This is a genomic window from Chryseobacterium sp. Chry.R1, from assembly GCF_039645525.1.
Taxonomy (GTDB): Bacteria; Bacteroidota; Bacteroidia; order Flavobacteriales; family Weeksellaceae; genus Chryseobacterium; species Chryseobacterium proteolyticum.
This window is the reverse complement of record NZ_CP151793.1, coordinates 575,652-591,231: the sequence shown is the minus strand read 5'-3', so window position 1 is coordinate 591,231 and position 15,580 is coordinate 575,652. Positions and strand designations below refer to the sequence as shown.

The 15,580-nt window shown below is 37.1% G+C and carries 14 protein-coding genes; 7 read left to right on the top strand and 7 right to left on the bottom strand.

What is annotated here, in order from left to right:
* The first annotated feature begins 272 nt into the window (after positions 1 to 272).
* Together AAEU33_RS02875 and AAEU33_RS02870 are read left to right on the top strand one after the other, a co-directional pair.
* Positions 273 to 2,456 carry a TonB-dependent siderophore receptor gene (locus AAEU33_RS02875; RefSeq protein ID WP_345990870.1) on the top strand — a complete coding sequence of 728 codons (2,184 nt, stop codon included), beginning with the start codon at positions 273 to 275 and terminating at the stop codon, positions 2,454 to 2,456.
* A 104-nt stretch (positions 2,457 to 2,560) separates the two neighbouring features.
* Positions 2,561 to 3,052, top strand: coding sequence for a low affinity iron permease family protein (locus AAEU33_RS02870; protein ID WP_172284560.1), 492 nt, complete (start codon positions 2,561 to 2,563; stop codon positions 3,050 to 3,052).
* A 37-nt stretch (positions 3,053 to 3,089) separates the two neighbouring features.
* Here the strand turns inward: AAEU33_RS02870 and AAEU33_RS02865 are convergent, their stop codons facing one another.
* The 7 genes from AAEU33_RS02865 to AAEU33_RS02835 form a co-directional block, all read right to left on the bottom strand.
* On the bottom strand, positions 3,090 to 5,804 hold the full coding sequence (locus tag AAEU33_RS02865; protein WP_345990869.1) for a hypothetical protein: 2,715 nt from the start codon (positions 5,802 to 5,804) through the stop codon (positions 3,090 to 3,092).
* Between the two features lie 47 nt (positions 5,805 to 5,851).
* Complete coding sequence (locus AAEU33_RS02860) at positions 5,852 to 6,853, bottom strand: hypothetical protein (protein WP_273650542.1); 1,002 nt, start codon at positions 6,851 to 6,853, stop codon at positions 5,852 to 5,854.
* On the bottom strand, positions 6,853 to 7,266 hold the full coding sequence (locus AAEU33_RS02855; RefSeq protein ID WP_172284554.1) for a hypothetical protein: 414 nt from the start codon (positions 7,264 to 7,266) through the stop codon (positions 6,853 to 6,855). The genes AAEU33_RS02860 and AAEU33_RS02855 overlap by 1 nt, the downstream gene beginning before the upstream one ends.
* A 143-nt stretch (positions 7,267 to 7,409) precedes the next feature.
* Positions 7,410 to 8,210: a hypothetical protein gene (locus tag AAEU33_RS02850; RefSeq protein ID WP_345990868.1), complete on the bottom strand. Its 801-nt coding sequence runs from the start codon at positions 8,208 to 8,210 to the stop codon at positions 7,410 to 7,412.
* A gap of 18 nt (positions 8,211 to 8,228) precedes the next feature.
* The gene (locus AAEU33_RS02845; RefSeq protein ID WP_273650545.1) at positions 8,229 to 8,960 is read right to left on the bottom strand and encodes an MIP/aquaporin family protein; all 732 of its coding nucleotides are present in this window, start codon (positions 8,958 to 8,960) and stop codon (positions 8,229 to 8,231) included.
* Between the two features lie 23 nt (positions 8,961 to 8,983).
* Positions 8,984 to 10,480, bottom strand: a complete 1,497-nt coding sequence (glpK, locus tag AAEU33_RS02840) for a glycerol kinase GlpK (protein ID WP_172284548.1) — start codon at positions 10,478 to 10,480, stop codon at positions 8,984 to 8,986.
* Positions 10,481 to 10,499: 19 nt separating this feature from the next.
* Positions 10,500 to 12,089 carry a glycerol-3-phosphate dehydrogenase/oxidase gene (locus tag AAEU33_RS02835; protein ID WP_273650546.1) on the bottom strand — a complete coding sequence of 530 codons (1,590 nt, stop codon included), beginning with the start codon at positions 12,087 to 12,089 and terminating at the stop codon, positions 10,500 to 10,502.
* Between the two features lie 114 nt (positions 12,090 to 12,203).
* On the opposite strand from AAEU33_RS02835, the gene AAEU33_RS02830 reads away from it, so the two are divergent.
* The 5 genes from AAEU33_RS02830 to rplB all read left to right on the top strand — a co-directional run bounded on the left by AAEU33_RS02830 (position 12,204) and on the right by rplB (position 15,580).
* Positions 12,204 to 12,968 carry a DeoR/GlpR family DNA-binding transcription regulator gene (locus AAEU33_RS02830; protein ID WP_172284544.1) on the top strand — a complete coding sequence of 255 codons (765 nt, stop codon included), beginning with the start codon at positions 12,204 to 12,206 and terminating at the stop codon, positions 12,966 to 12,968.
* A gap of 227 nt (positions 12,969 to 13,195) precedes the next feature.
* Positions 13,196 to 13,822: a 50S ribosomal protein L3 gene (gene rplC / locus AAEU33_RS02825; RefSeq protein ID WP_007839520.1), complete on the top strand. Its 627-nt coding sequence runs from the start codon at positions 13,196 to 13,198 to the stop codon at positions 13,820 to 13,822.
* Positions 13,813 to 14,442, top strand: a complete 630-nt coding sequence (rplD, locus tag AAEU33_RS02820; RefSeq protein ID WP_172284542.1) for a 50S ribosomal protein L4 — start codon at positions 13,813 to 13,815, stop codon at positions 14,440 to 14,442. The genes rplC and rplD overlap by 10 nt, the downstream gene beginning before the upstream one ends.
* Positions 14,443 to 14,445: 3 nt before the next feature.
* Positions 14,446 to 14,736, top strand: a complete 291-nt coding sequence (gene rplW / locus AAEU33_RS02815) for a 50S ribosomal protein L23 (protein ID WP_042720941.1) — start codon at positions 14,446 to 14,448, stop codon at positions 14,734 to 14,736.
* A 22-nt stretch (positions 14,737 to 14,758) separates the two neighbouring features.
* Complete coding sequence (rplB, locus tag AAEU33_RS02810; protein ID WP_172284540.1) at positions 14,759 to 15,580, top strand: 50S ribosomal protein L2; 822 nt, start codon at positions 14,759 to 14,761, stop codon at positions 15,578 to 15,580.

Genomic DNA, 15,580 nt, shown 5'->3' with positions numbered 1-15,580 from the left:
TCCGTCCCTGTAAAAGGGGCGGATTTTTTTATGTATCAATAGGAAAGATTTCAATGGTATTTGGATGAGGAACCATAAGAAGTAGAGGAGTCTGTAGAGAACAATTGACCTTTTTTTATTTGGTAAATATTGAACTTTATGTTTGTAGAATTTTTTGCGAATTAAACTCAGTGGTAATAAAATTACAAAGCGTAATTCTTTGCAATGACATATATCACCAGTATTTATTTATTTAGAATTAATAAAAATAATATTTTTGCAAAAAATAAGAGATGAAAAGAACAGTATCTTTTTCTTTAGTAGTGTTAGGGATTGGTTTTGTCAGCGGACAAAAAGTAAATGATAGCATTAGAAAAGAAAACACAATCGAAGAAGTAGAATTATTCGGAGAAAGAAAAAAACAACCGGAAGGCTTAGAAGTCATAACAAGATTGCCCCTAAAAACGAGGGATCAGATCCAAAGTATTTCTGTTATATCTTATAAAGTGATAGAAAACCTGGGAGGGCTTACGGTGACGGATGTTGCAAAGAATATACCGGGGGTAACACAGTTTGGAAGTTATGGGGGAACAAGAGAAAGTATGTCAATTAGAGGATACAGAGGAGTTCCTGTTTTAAAGAATGGTGTTCAGATGGATTCTGATTTCAGGACCGGAGCAATGCTTACGGATATGCAGGGAGTAGAGAGTATTCAGGTGATCAAAGGCTCAGCAGCAGTTACTCAGGGAATTGGCGATGGGTTAGGTTCCGCAGGAGGCGTGATTAATGTGGTCACTAAAGTTCCTAAATTTATTGATGAGACAAATGTAGGGTTTAGGTATGGTAGCTGGGATTTTTACAGACCAACAATAGATTTTCAAAGGGTATTGGATTCTCAAGGTAGGATTGCCGTACGATTAAATGCAGCATATCAGGATAATAATAGTTTCAGAAGATTTATTCATACGGATCGGATCTATGTAAATCCATCCATAGCTATTCGACCTGATGATAAAACGGAAATCGTGGTAGAAATGGACTATATGCATAACAATACTACGCCGGACAGAGGGACCGTAAATCTTGCAAAAGGTGATGTTGAAGCTATATACAGAATGCCGGGTAGAAAATTCCTTGGGTTTTCTACAGATAATGCAAAGATGGAAACATTCAACTTTTCTACAACGGCTACTAGAAAACTGACCAACAAATTGAAAGTGAGAGCTGCATTAATGAGCTCTTCTTATCAGTCGGACATTGTAGGTGCAGCTTTATCTCCTGTCGATTCAAAGAACCCAAATGAAATAAGAGATAGAAGTTTAACGAAATCAGGAAGAGAGGATCTAAACAAGGTTTTTCAGTTTGATTTTATCGGATCTGATGTAATGACAGGATTTATGAAACATACTTTCCAGGTAGGTTTTGATTGGAAAGAATCGAATGTTACAACGACCTCTTATCAGAGTAAAGATGTTGACCGGATCAATGTTCTTAATGAAATTAATAATATTCTTCCCGCTTCTATTGATGTCAACAATTTTGAACTGGCAAAGAAAGATGCTATCATCAATACTGTTACTCCGACATTAGGATTAATGGCTCAGGATGTTATCACATTCAATAAATACATCAAAGCTCATTTAGGTATTCGTTATAGCCGATTAAATGGATCGGATAAAAATCCGGGCTATGCATGGAATCCATCATTAGGGTTAATGATTTCACCTGTCGAAAATATGAATATTTTTGGTTCATATACTAGTACAACTTCTTTAAGAACTGCAAATAATGCACTGATCGGAGGTGGGACAGTAGGAGCATCCACAACCAAACAATGGGAAGCAGGGATCAAATCCGACTGGCTGAGTGAAAGGTTAAGGTTCAATGTTACATTGTTCAATATTAATACAGACAACCTGTCATATGAAATTTTAACTGATGGAAACAGAACAGGGACTTATGCATTGGCAGGAGAGCTAAAAAGAAAAGGAATCGAAGTTGAACTAATAGGTAAAATCCTTCCTAATCTTCAGGTTATGACGGGTTGGGCTTATGTAGATGCACAATACAGGGACAGTCCTTCATTTGTGAATGGTTCTGCCCCTATTAATACTCCAAAGAATTCGGCCAACGCATGGTTGAATTATAAATTTAATACCGGAGCCCTGGAAGGTCTTGACGTGGGCGCTGGGGTTTATTACGTTGGTACAAGACCTGTAGATGATTATAAACAAAAATATTCTAATGCTGCAAATGGTCATATCAATGGGACTCAGCTTGGTGAAAAGCCTTTTAATATGCCTCAATATACAACAGTTGATGCGCAGATAGGATATTCATTTAAAAGAGGATTGGGATTAAGAGTCTTTCTCAATAATATTTTTGATACTGTAGGCTACAATTCGTATTTCAGAGGTGGATATATTGATCAGATCCAACCCCGGAATTTTGCAGTGCAGGTAAATTATAAATTCTAATTGATCTGTGGAACTTTAGACACATCACTATGTTTATTGTTTTAAGTTTTTTGCTTAAAAAATAATATTATTTAATACATTTATTATTTAAAACAATAATCACTATGAGTCATAAGGATAATAATTTTTTTGAAAAGTTTTCAGATTGGGCAACCAAATTTACAGGAAGTTCCCATGCTTTTATTGGAGCTACTGCTATTGTTGTAATCTGGGCTCTTTCCGGACCTGTATTTCATTATTCTGAAACCTGGCAGTTGGTGATCAATACAGGAACAACGATTATTACTTTTTTGATGGTATTTCTTATTCAGAAATCCCAGAATAAAGATTCTAAAGCTATACAGATTAAACTAAATGAGCTGATCGCAGCCCATGAAAAAGCGAGTAACCGGATTGTAGATATAGAAGACTTATCCGAAAAAGAATTGGATCAGCTGCATACCTATTATGAGAAATTAGCTGACTTTGCTCAAGATGATGTGGATATCCATACTTCTCATTCTATTGATGCGGCTAAAAGAAATCAAAGCTACAAGCATGATCTGTTTAAAAAGAAACATGAGGAATGGTTGGAAAAACAAAAAAAGGAATCATAGTGATTCCTTTTTTTATTTCAGACCGAAAGCGATTGTTCTATTTCATGAAGTAATTAAAATAAGAACAGCTTCCCATTAGATTTTTGGTAGTTTCCGTATCAGAATACTGGGTTTTTAATAAAGCAAAATAGGTTCGGAACTTTTCATTCTTTATATTGTCCAGTTGCTTTTGATAGGCAGCGCTTTTCTCAGAATATTGAGGATCGGAGTAGCTTATCTTTGATGGATTTTTTGCTTCGTATTGATAGTATTTTCCTTGCTCTGCACTAGCCATCTGGAATAAGATTCTCGCTTTTTCTTCCTTATTCCCTGAAAGGGCCAGGGCTTTTTTATAATAATTGATAGCCAGATCAAAATTATCCGGTTCAATATAAGATCTGTCAAGGAAATTTTTATAATAATACTGATATGGTGTTTTCTTATCTGTATTCCAGAAATCATATTTGCCACCATTACTATTATTTACATCCATTACGAATAGCTGTCGGTAATAACCAAGAATAGAAGTATTATACAATAAATTACCAATAAGCTGGCTCGCTTTAGCAGCTTTTTCATCTTTTCCGTTACCAATTTTCTTAAGCTCTATAGCAGCATCTGCTAATTCAAGCTTATTCATCATGGTCTTTATGAAAGGAAATTGAGTGTAGTCTTCGTTTTCCATGCTGGTGGCTGCATCACTTTCGAAGCTTTCCCATACATTATGACCAAAAACATAATCCGGGATATTTCTGAACCCATTGTATTCGTCTTTAGCATATTGATGAGGAACTTTTGGTTGTTCACTGGAAACCCAGTCATAATTGATCCTAGGAATTCCTACAAAGTCCTGCGCTTTCTGATAATATGATTTTGCTTTTTCAAAATCGGCAACTCTCATCGCCCGGTCGCCATAAATCACACTGAAGAATGCCTCAATATTTCCTACATCGTCCATATTTTTGGCAATGATCTGCTGTTCGAATTGATTTTTATTAGCCTTCCTGTAAAAGTCCTCTACACTTTTAACCAAACTTGAATTAGGATTATATTGGAGATCCGAAAGCTTATTGCTCATTAGGAATGATTTCCCATCCTCTCCCTGAAGGAAATATCGATTCGCTAAAACGTCCTTAAGGAATGATGCAGTAGATGGAACAGGACCGTAATAATTGTCATAATCGGAATTTGTACTGTCTGTCTTCACTTCTTTTTCGATGAAATATTCCGGATAATCTTTCATTAGATGATCTTCATAATCGGAAGTAATCTTTGGTTGGGATACAATATCATTTAAGACCTTCATCCTTTTGATCTCTTCAAGATATTCAGGATTGGTTGTTTTAATATCTTCCAGAATTTCAGTACTTGCTTTGTAGTCTTTTTTTAAGAATTTAAGGTATGCATCTGCAATCTGCCAATATTCATCCTTAGATTTCTCTTTGGTTTTTGAGGTAAATTTTTCAAGATCATTAAGATAATCTATCTGCTTGCTATCTCCATACCAAAAACTTTGATTTTTTGTGTGGAAAGGAATTCGATCAGGATTATCTAATAGCTCATCATCACTTTGATCTGCTTTTCCGTCAGCTGTCTTATTCGATTTAGACCCTCCGAACAGGTTTTTAAAGAACCGGATAATCTTCTGCCAGAATGAAAGTTTTTTTTCTTTTACTTCCGGAGATTCTTTTTTCTGAGAATCAGCAGATGTACTTGCGTTTTCTTTTTGAACGGTTGCGTTATCTGTGTCGTCAGAATAATAATAAGTAGGAAGATAAGCTCTTTCCAGTTCATTGATACTTCTTACCGCCATTACTTTCAGAATTTCCGAATTAGGATCAATATCGTACATCTTCTCCATTATAGGAATAGGATTGGTGAAATCTTCATATCCCAAAAGAAAATAAGCCATATTCTTTTCATTCGGAGTACCTGCTCTTTTTAAAATGTTATTAAAAGATGCGGTATCAGAAAGTTTCATAGAAACAAAAGCAGACTCTTTACGGCTATCGCTATTCATGAAAACCTGAAAGAAGTTCCAGTTGGCATCACTGTTCATCTTCATACCTCTTTGTGCGCCGGCTAATTGGTCAAGGGCCATAAAGTAAGGAACTCCTTTTAACTTGATCGGCTCAATATAGGTTCTGAAAGCCTGAAGTGCAGCGTCATAATTTCTGGTATAATGATTGAAACGGACCAGTTGGTAACCGTATCGCTGTTTTATCTCAGGATTTTTTGCAGCATTATATAAAGAAGTTAATGCTGAAATAGTTTTGTTATAATCAAGGTTGGTTGCATTTTTATCACTTTGAGGGCCGTTGTAAAAATAAGAGTCAGGATTTTCAATAAAATTGATCCTCATATAGGGCTCAAGATATTTGGCTTCAATTAAGTAATCAATTCCCTCGCGATATTTCTGATAGAAACCTGTTCCCAGTTTTTTCAATAGTTGATTACCCGGATTTCCTTTTTTGAGCTCATTAAGCTCATTAAGGCTTATATTATTTACCAGATAATTGGTTTCCTGATAGCTCAGCTGATTGCCAAAGAATTTCCTCCATGCCCCAATATTTTCATCCGGAATCTGACCAGGTTTAAAGTCAGTATAAAATCTTGTTGAATAACTGTGCAGAAATGGCAGATATGATTTATCCTTGATAATACTTTGGGTAAAAAGATTAAAATACTCATAGTCCGGATCTGACCAGGCGCAAGCTTCTGATTTTGTATAAAAAAGTGAAAAGACTGCAATTGTGAGAATATACTTTTTCATGGGTATGTAGTATTTTTTTGCGTTGTGTTTTATTGTATTCTATGATGTTAAAAATCACTCTGGAATTTAGACATCAGTTTGAAATTTTGGTTCACAACAAATTTAGTATCTAATTGATAATAAACGATATTAAACAACGGTATTTTTTTATCTAAAAAAGCAATGACATCTCTGAGCTGGTCGTTTGTAATTTCCTCAACTTTTATGGTAAATCCTTTATTCAGGTAATTTCCAAAGTAAAATCCATCTTTTTGAATTTCAATTTCATGATCTGAAATCTTTTTAAAATTAGGATTTTTCAGGTCATTTTGTGATAAAGCATTGATGAGCTTGTGTCTTCCTAAATGATTGGTAACAATTCCCCACGAGTAAATAGGTAAAGCCACTTCAATTTCCTTGATTGGATAATCTTCCAATTTTGAAAGATAGCTTTTAAGGATATTAACATCCAGAATTGAATTCTTATCAGATGTTTCCAAAGGAGAAGAGGTGGAGTAGCACATCAGGAATACTTTTTTTACAGGAGGGATTCCCATTATTGCTTTATCTTTTACCTGATGAAGCCGAAGCGTACAGTCAATGTCTTTGCCGGAAATTTTGTGAAGTTCTTTTAAAAACGCGAAATAATCGTCACGTGTTCCGGCTGTCCAGTCACAATCAATCTGAATTTCATGATTGGTCTTCAGCTTATATTCTTTACTCTTTTTGTCAATTAAATGATGTATGCTTTCTGCAAGGAAGTGTATTTCCTCCCCTGAAATATTAACAAAAGTCTGGTTGGTGATAAATACGGTAGGGACAATTTGTTTGTCTGTCTCGAAACTTTCGTCTTTGGTGATGACGGCTAAAGGCTGAAATCTGCCGTTTACTTTATTGATGTCAAAGAACCTTGTGTAAAGAATCGGGACGGTTGTTTTATCTAATGCTTTTTTCTCTTCATTGTCTAAAGACAATTTTGTTTTCCAGTAATAAAACGTGTACGGATGTTTCTCTCTTTCGCTGCATGAAACAAGCAAAATAAGAATGACTAAAAACTTAATTATTTTCATTATTGGTAAAAAGCGCTTTCACAGGTACAACTTTCTTTATCATTTTCCATCGCAGAACAGCAATCCTCAGATTTCTGAATATTTCCCTTTTCATCAGTAAGGTATATTTTTTCTTTATCAAACTTTACATAGAAAGTTTCATTGTACTTTTTGAACTGGACCTTCATGACCTGAGGGGTGTATTTCCCTGCATTTATTTCTTCACTGGTTTCTTCTCCGCTAGCCTGATTTACCTGTACATAGCCAAAATAAACATCGCCGTTCTTTTTTACATCAAGATAATAGGCTGGTGTGCCGGTTCCGCTGTATCCTTCTATTATATTGAAAGATCTTTTTCCAGTAAACGGAACTTTAGATTGTGAAAAGGAAAGGGTTGCGATGCAGAGGATAAGCACGCAGAATATCTTTTTCATTTTTTTGATCAAATGTAAAAAGATTTATGCAAGAATTACACCGTAAAAACACGGTATTTACTTTGTCTTAAGGATATCAATGATATATGTAAAAAAGTCCATTCCGGTAAAAACCGGAATGGACCTCTTATAATGTTGATTTTTTAAAATACGGTCGCTGCCAACTGAATCCTTGCATATTTATTTGATGGATTCCACATGGCCATCATTGATACGGGAAGGGTATAATGTTCCGTTATCTTTAAAGCTTTGCTGGCTTTGATACCTACATTTACGATATCAAAACTGTTTTTTCCGTTACCATATAAAAATGTGCTGTCATTGAAGGCAAAGCCTCCACCAACAAATGCATCCAGATTTACTTTTTGATGGGCAATAACAGGATAGCTTACCTGAACATATGTGGAATATTTATTCTTTTTATAGCTCCCGTCCGGTTTCAAAACAACTTCTCCCGCGTTAGCGCCTCCATAAAGCATGATGTCTGCTTCAATGTTTAAAGGGAACGAAGGACCGAAGGTGTAATTTGTTCTCAGATCAATAATATGGGCGGTTCTTCTGTTTGAATAATTGAAGATATCATCCGAAGCTACTGCAGTATTGATGTTTCTGGAGTTAAATAAGTCCCATAACCCAATATAAAGCCGTCCGTCAGAATACTGAACATAATAATTGATCTCTTTATAATGCGTGCCATCCTTGTCGTCGGTTAAAGCGGATGCTCCCCATATTCCCACTTTCCATTTTTTTTCTTTATCCAAAGCGTAAGAAAGGTTTCCCATTACCACGGGCTTATCTGTAATGATCAAGCCTCTCCACAAGTGGTTATTCTGGATATTAGCAGTGAAATCCAGGCGACCGTCATCCTTGACTTCTGTGTTCTCCTGGGCAAAGAGACTCCCTGTACCTAAAATAATCAGGCATATAAAAAGTAGTTTTTTCATACTGTAAACTTTCTTTGATTAACTTAAAGCGAGATGCAATAAAGCCGCAAGGGTTGCTCCTAGCACTGGTCCTGCAATAGGAATCCATGCATATCCCCAATCACTGCTTCCTTTTACCGGAAGAATAGCGTGCATAATCCTTGGTCCAAGGTCACGGGCAGGATTAATAGCATAACCTGTAGTTCCTCCTAATGATAAGCCAATAGCCCAAACAAGTAAGGTAACAGGTAGAGCACCCACAGTCCCCAGTCCGATCTTAGCGGTCGGATCATTACCCAAAGTGAGGCTTGGATCGGCAAAATGGAAGATCACAAAAACAAGCACAAACGTTCCTATAATTTCACTGATAAGATTCGAAACCGGCTTTCTTATTGCCGGACCTGTGCTGAAACATGCTAATTTTGCGCCTTCATCTTCGGTAATGGCAAAGTGATCCTTATTAAATAGCCAGACAAGAAAAGCACCTAACATGGCGCCAATCATTTCTCCGGCGATATATGTGGGAACCAGATCCCATGAAAATTTTCCCGCGATAGCCAGGCCTAACGTTACGGCAGGGTTCAGATGAGCGCCACTCACTGGCCCTGCAACTGTTACCCCAACGAAAACTGCAAGTGCCCAGGCTGTGGTAATTACAATCCAACCGGAATTGTTTCCTTTTGTATCCTTTAAAACAACGTTGGCCACTACACCGTTTCCGAGTAGGATCATAAGCATTGTTCCGATGATTTCTGCTATAAATGGAGTCATAGTTTATTTTTATTTAGTGGAAATTAATCTTCAATCCAATCTTGAGAACGCTTTACTGCTTTGTGCCAGAAGTGGATCATCTTGTCGGCTTTTTCTTTCTCAAGCTGAGGGTGGAAGTCTTTATCCACGATCCATTGAGATTGAATTTCGTCAATATTTTTCCAATAACCTACAGCAAGTCCGGCAAGATAGGCAGCACCCAGGGCTGTTGTTTCTAGAGTTCTTGGGCGTGTAATCTTGAAACCGAATAGATCAGACTGGATTTGCATTAGTAAGTCACTATTGGAAGCACCACCATCAACTCTTAGCTCTAAACTACCAGTTCCGGAATCTGCCTCCATCGCTTTTACAATATCATATACCTGGAATGCTATACCTTCTAGAGTAGCTCTGGCAATATGTCCGTTAGTGGTTCCTCTTGTCACTCCAACAATAGTTCCCCTTGCATACTGATCCCAATATGGAGCTCCCAGACCTGTAAGTGCCGGTACAAAATAAACACCTCCATTATCTTCTACGGTTTTGGCCAGACTGTTAATTTCGTCAGCTGAGTTAATTAATTTGAGCCCGTCTCTTACCCATTGAATTGCAGCCCCTCCCACAAAAACACTGCCTTCCAGTGCATAATTAACTTCTCCGTTTATCTTCCATGCAACGGTTGTCAGCAAGTTGTTCTTAGAGTGAACGGCCTCTTTCCCTGTGTTCATCAAAAGAAAGCATCCTGTACCGTATGTATTTTTTACCATTCCCGGTGTTGTACACATTTGTCCGAACAAAGCTGCCTGCTGGTCTCCGGCAATACCTGCAATTGGGATTTTTGTTGAGAATAAAGTGGTAGCGGTTTCTCCATAAACTTCACTGCTTTGTTTCACTTCAGGAAGGATCGCTTTTGGAATATTAAATAACTTTAAAAGATCTTCATCCCATTCTAAAGATTGGATGTTTAGGAGCATTGTTCTGCTTGCGTTCGAAACATCTGTGATAAACATTTTTCCACGCGTTAGCTTCCATACCAGCCATGTATCAACAGTTCCAAAACACAATTTTCCTGCTTCTGCCTGCTCTCTTGCTCCATCTACATTATCAAGGATCCACTTTACTTTGGTTGCTGAAAAATAAGCATCAAGAACCAAACCTGTTTTTTCTTTGATCATGTCTGTATACCCTTGTTCTTTTAGCGAGTCACAGTATTTTGATGTTCTCCTGTCCTGCCATACGATAGCATTATAAACGGGTTCACCTGTTTCTCTGTCCCAAACGATCGTTGTTTCGCGCTGGTTTGTAATCCCTATCGCTGCAACCTCAAGCCCTGAGATACCTGCTTTAGCGATAACTTCTGCTGCTACCGATACCTGGGAAGACCAGATTTCATTAGGGTCATGCTCTACCCAACCCGGGGTAGGAAATATCTGTTCAAAACTTTTCTGAGAAACAAATTCTATTTCTCCGCTGTGATTGAATAAAATGGCTCTTGACGAAGTTGTGCCTTGGTCCAGAGCGAGAATTAACTTTTCACTCATGTTGTGACGTTGATTTAGGTTAAATGGATCTTGGCGAATAAGGAGTTAACAGGTATCCCTTTGCCAATTCGATAAATTCTCTTTCCTGCTCATTAGCCCATTCCTCTGAATGTCCGTTTTCTTTTGCGATAATAGAAGCAATCTTATGTGCACTGTCGATTGCTGCTCTTGCATCTAAAAATAAAAGACGGACTCTTCGGGCCAGGATGTCCTCAATGGTTTCTGCCATTTCCTGACGGATTGCCCAAATTGCTTCAGCAACTGTGAATGGATGATCAGGATGTATTTTTTCTGAAAATTCAGGATTGCTCTGCTGTAGTTTTTTGATTTCCGGAATGTCTGATCCGTAAACATACAAATGATTGCTTCTGTCTACCGTTTCAGGTTTTACATTCCCATGAATCGAAAGATGTTCTGTTTTGGATGTAGTTGTTCCCAGATGGTGAACTTTCATCGCTTCATCGATAGTATCTTCTGCCATTTTTCGATAGGTAGTCCATTTTCCTCCGATAATGGAAACCAATCCTGTATCGGATGTTACCACTTTATGGCTTCTCGAAACTTCTTTTGTGCTTTTGCTTCCATCCTTTGGTGCGGCAAGCGGCCGAAGTCCTGCAAAAACAGATTTTACATCTTCCCGAGTAGGTTTTTTTGCTAAATATTGTCTTGCTGTATTTAAAACAAACTTAATTTCTTCTTCCAATGCTCGTGGCTCAAAACTTTCACTTTCCAATAATGTATCGGTTGTTCCTACAAGCGCTCTGTCGTGCCATGGAACGACAAACAAGACTCTTCCGTCAGAAGTTTTCGGAATCATAATGGCGTCGTCACTTTTCAAGAAGGACTTATCCAGTACCAAATGAATACCCTGGCTTGGAACAACGAATTTTCCATGTTTCGGGTTGTTCATATTCAGAATATCATTCGTGAAAACTCCTGTCGCATTGATGACTACTTTTGCGTGGATTTCAAATTGCTGCTTAGTAAACTGATCTTCAGCGATTACACCGATTACTTTATTGGAACTGTTTTTTATCAGGTTAATTACTTTAACATAATTAACTGCTGTGCCTCCTTTTTCAATAATGGTCTGGGTTAAATTAACAGCCAATCTCGCGTCATCAAACTGTCCGTCCTGATATACAACCCCGCTTGCCAGATTTTTCTGTTCAATCGTCGGAAGTTTTTCAACTGTTTTTGATTTGCTGATATATTTTGTTTTACCTAAGCTTAATTTCCCTGCCAGAAAATCGTAAATCGAAAGTCCTATTTTGTAATAAATTCCTCCCCACCATGTATAATTAGGAATAATAAATGATTGATTTTTTACCACATGGGCTGCATTTTTTGCCAACAATCCCCTTTCCTTCAATGCCTCTTTTACCAAACCGATATCTCCCTGTGCCAAATATCTTACGCCGCCGTGTACCAGCTTTGTACTTCTGCTGGAAGTGGCTTTCGCGAAATCGTGAGATTCCAGCAGTAATGTTTTAAACCCTCTGCTTACTGCGTCCAATGCCGAACCTAAACCGCTTGCTCCTCCACCAATGACTAAAAAGTCCCATTCTTTTACGGTGGTTAATTTGCTGAGTTCTTCATTTCGTTTCATAATGTTTCGTTAAGTTTCGAATTCAAAGCTAGTAATTAAAAATGAAAGTAAAAAGAAAATAAGTGAAATTTTATGTTCTTGGAAAAAAACAATAACTTTGGGGAAAGAAAAAGAATGGAAAAATTAATACCAAGGCATACTGAGATACTGCAGGAGCTGGAAAAGAAAGATTATGTTCTCGTGCAGGAATTATGCGAAAAGTATAATGTTTCTTCCGTTACCATTCGAAAGGATCTGAACTATTTAGAAAGCTTGGGTCTTCTTTTTCGAAATCATGGAGGTGCAAGCAAGCATGTGAGGTATGCGTACGAAAAGAACGTAGATGAAAAGGAGAATATTAATGTAGAGGCTAAGCAGAATATTGCCAAGGCGGCAGTGAAACTTATAGAAGAAAACGATTGTATTATTCTGGCTTCAGGAACTACAATGCATTATCTGGCAAGGATGCTGGTGAATTTCGGTCGCCTTACTGTGCTTACGTCATCGCTGAGAGTGGCACTGGAGTTATGTAATAATCCTAATATAAATATTATACAATTGGGGGGTGAGGTTCGTAAAAGTTCTACATCGATCGTGGGCTCTATATCCGAAACAATTCTCGCTCAGTTTTCATGCAATAAATTATTCCTGGGGGTAGACGGCATTGATATGGATTTTGGAATCAGTACTTCCAATGCAGCTGAAGCACACCTCAATCAATTAATGATAGAATGTTCCGATAAAGTGATGATATTGGCGGACTCATCCAAACTAAACAAAAAAGGCTTCGGTAAGATTTCTTCTTTAGATAAAATAGATTATCTGATTACCGATGATGGCATACTAGAAGAGGATAAAAAGAGGCTCGAAGAAATAGGTCTGAGTGTTATCACGAAATAGTCATGCTATGTTCTATGCTCTGGTTAGATTCGGGCTTGAAAAGTAATTTATTTTGTAAACGACTAAAAATCAAAATATTTTGCTGTAAAAATTTGCCAATCTAAAAATTATCCATAAATTTGCACACTCATTTTAGGGGAAAAGTATGCCCATCTCAAACGTGGAAATTACTTTAGCTTGCTGAAAATGAGGATAAATAAAGGATAAATTTTATTATAACATAAACAATGTCAGGTATTATTGGTAAAAAAATCGGTATGACGTCTTTGTTTAACGAAGAAGGAAAAAACATTCCTTGTACAGTTATTCAAGCTGGTCCGTGCTCGGTTTTACAGGTCAGAACCATTGAAAAGGACGGATACAAGTCAGTTCAATTAGGTTTCGATGACAAGAGTGAAAAGAACGTTGGTAAAGCGTTAGCTGGCCATTTTAAAAAGGCTGGTTCTGCTCCTAAAGCTAAATTGGTAGAATTCTACAGAGAATTCGTTGATGAAGTAAAAGTAGGAGAAGAAGTAAAAGTTGATTTATTCGCTGAAGGTGAGTATGTTGACGTAACAGGGACTTCAAAAGGTAAAGGCTTCCAGGGTGTTGTTAAAAGACACGGATTTGGAGGTGTAATGCAGGCAACTCATGGTCAGCACAACAGACTTAGAGCTCCAGGTTCTATCGGTGCTGGTTCAGACCCTTCAAGAGTATTCAAAGGGATGAGAATGGCTGGAAGAATGGGAGGTAAGCAGGTAACTGTTCAAAACCTTCAAGTATTAAAAGTGGATCAAGAACAAAATCTTTTAGTAGTAAAAGGTGCTGTTCCGGGAGCTAAAAATTCTTATGTAATTATCAGAAAATGGAACTAGTAGTATTAAATACATCAGGAAAAGAGACCGGAAGAAAAGTAACTCTAGACGAAACAGTATTCGGAATTGAGCCAAATCAGCACGCGGTTTACTTAGAAGTTAAGCAATATCTTGCCGCTCAGAGACAAGGTACTCATAAATCAAAAGAAAGAAGCGAAATTACGGCTTCTACTAAAAAGCTTAAGAAGCAAAAAGGATCTGGATCTGCTAGATATGGTGATATTAAATCTCCAACATTCAGAGGTGGAGGTAGAGTATTCGGACCTAAGCCAAGAGACTACAGATTCAAATTGAATAAAGCTCTTAAGAGATTAGCAAAAAAATCTGTTTTATCTCAGAAATTGAGAGATAACAGTATTAAAGTATTAGAGGCTTTCAATTTCGAAACTCCTAAAACTAAAGAGTTTATCAACATCAATAACGCTTTAGGATTCGAAGGTAAAAAATCTCTTTACATCTTAGATGAAGCAAACAAAAATGTTTATTTATCTTCAAGAAACCTACCTAAGACTAAAGTTCTTGCTTATAACGAAATTAGTTCTTATGACCTAATCAATGCAGGTGAGATCGTATTCTTAGAAGGTGCTATCGAGAAATTCCAAGAAAATTTAAAGAAATAAGTCATGTCTATTATTATTAAACCAGTTATTTCAGAAAAGGCTAATTACCTTACAGATTTAAGAGGTTCTTATTCTTTCTTAGTGGATACTAAGGCGAATAAAATCCAGATCAAAAAAGCTGTTGAAGCAGCTTACGGTGTAAAAGTAGCAGACGTTAACACAATGATTTATGCTCCGAAGGTTTCTTCGAAATACACTAAAAAAGGTCTTCAAGTAGGAAAGACAAACAAATTGAAAAAAGCGGTAATCAAACTTGCTGAAGGTGAGGTTATCGATATTTTTGCTGTAAATTAATTATTAATTATAAATAATAGTAATGTCTGTTAGAAAATTAAAACCTATCACCCCGGGACAGAGATTCAGAATTGTAAATAATTTTGAGGAAATTACTACCAACAAACCAGAGAAATCTCTAACAGTTGGTATTAAAAAGTCAGGTGGACGTAACCAAACAGGTAAAATGACCATGCGTTACACCGGAGGTGGACACAAAAAGAAATACAGAATTATCGACTTCAAAAGAAATAAACATGATGTTGAAGCAACGGTAAAATCTGTAGAATACGATCCAAACAGAACTGCATTTATCGCTTTATTAGAGTACGCAGATGGAGAGAAGAGATATATCATCGCTCCAAACGGTATTAAAGTTGATCAAAAGGTGATTGCAGGAGAAAGCGTAGAGCCAAATATCGGTAACGCAATGAAATTGAAAAATATTCCATTAGGTACTGTTATTTCTTGTGTTGAAATGAAGCCTGGACAAGGTGCTATTTTAGCAAGAAGTGCTGGTTCTTCAGCTCAATTAACTTCAAGAGACGGAAAATATGCAATCATAAAATTGCCTTCAGGAGAATCTAGAATGATCCTTACTGAATGTTATGCAATGATTGGATCTGTTTCTAACTCTGATCACCAATTAACAGTATCAGGAAAAGCTGGTAGAAGCAGATGGTTAGGTAGAAGACCAAGAACAAGAGCGGTTGTAATGAACCCAGTAGATCACCCAATGGGTGGTGGTGAAGGACGTTCTTCAGGAGGTCACCCAAGATCTAGAAACGGTAAACCGGCTAAAGGTTACAAAACTAGAAAGAAAAACAAAGTGTCTAACCGTTACATCGTATCTAAAAGAAAATAA